1 pseudogene is annotated in these 607 nt (G+C 51.4%); it reads left to right on the forward strand.

The window, feature by feature from the left end:
• Nucleotides 1-607: pseudogene (locus HMPREF2959_RS07105) on the forward strand (hypothetical protein); the annotation flags it as partial.

Below are 607 nucleotides of genomic sequence, written 5' to 3' on the forward strand. Positions count from 1 at the left end.
ATCCGCACCGCCACCGGTTGGGTTGCTGCCGATGACGGTCTGCTTGTGCGCGATTTGAACGGCAACGGCATCATCGACAACGGCGCGGAACTCTTCGGCGACAATACCAAACTGGCAGACGGTTCTTTTGCCAAACACGGCTACGCGGCTTTGGCCGAATTGGATTCAAACGGCGACAACATCATCAACGCGGCAGACGCCGCATTCCAAACCCTGCGTGTATGGCAGGATCTCAACCAGGACGGCATTTCCCAAGCTAATGAATTGCGTACCCTTGAAGAATTGGGTATTCAATCTTTGGATCTCGCCTATAAAGATGTAAATAAAAATCTCGGTAACGGTAACACTTTGGCTCAGCAAGGCAGCTATACCAAAACAGACGGTACAACCGCAAAAATGGGGGATTTACTTTTAGCAGCCGACAATCTGCACAGCCGCTTCAAAGACAAAGTGGAACTCACTGCCGAACAGGCAAAAGCCGCCAATCTTGCGGGCATTGGTCGTCTGCGCGATTTGCGCGAAGCTGCCGCATTGTCCGGCGATTTGGCCAATATGCTGAAAGCTTATTCTGCCGCCGAAACTAAAGAAGCACAGTTGGCATTGTTAG

The organism is Neisseria sp. HMSC070F02 (assembly GCF_001814225.1).
In the GTDB taxonomy this organism is placed as follows: Bacteria; Pseudomonadota; Gammaproteobacteria; order Burkholderiales; family Neisseriaceae; genus Neisseria; species Neisseria meningitidis.